1 protein-coding gene is annotated in these 313 nt (G+C 44.4%); it reads right to left on the bottom strand.

Going from position 1 to position 313, the window contains the following annotated elements:
- Nucleotides 1–34: 34 nt before the first annotated feature.
- The coding region (locus GQS10_RS22885) for a transposase (RefSeq protein WP_166246634.1) at nt 35–313 on the bottom strand (279 nt) is incomplete at its 5' end.

Here is a 313-nt window from a genome sequence, read left to right as displayed (position 1 = left end):
GCTACAGGCTCCCCCCGCTTAATAAATGGCTCTGCTACTTCAAATTTTTCAGATAAGCGGGGTTCTTCTTTTTTAATAGTTCTCGTAGAATCTCGATTTCAAGTTCTTTTTCGCCCAGAACCTTCATGGCTTTTTCGTAACGTTCTTCAACTTCCTGCAGGCGTTGAAATTCCTGTATATACTCATCTTCCGCTGGAATTTCCTCGGGTGGAATCGAATCCCGATGTTCCCGTACCCAACCCCGAATGGTTTCTGGGTGAAGGTTATACATACGAGCTAATGCCCCAACCTTTACTCCGGCTAATACTTCTTT

The sequence above is a fragment of the Paenibacillus turpanensis genome, from assembly GCF_011421635.1.
Taxonomy (GTDB): Bacteria; Bacillota; Bacilli; order Paenibacillales; family YIM-B00363; genus Paenibacillus_AK; species Paenibacillus_AK turpanensis.
The sequence above is the reverse complement of the archived record's forward strand: the minus strand, read 5'-3'. Positions and strand labels throughout refer to the sequence as shown.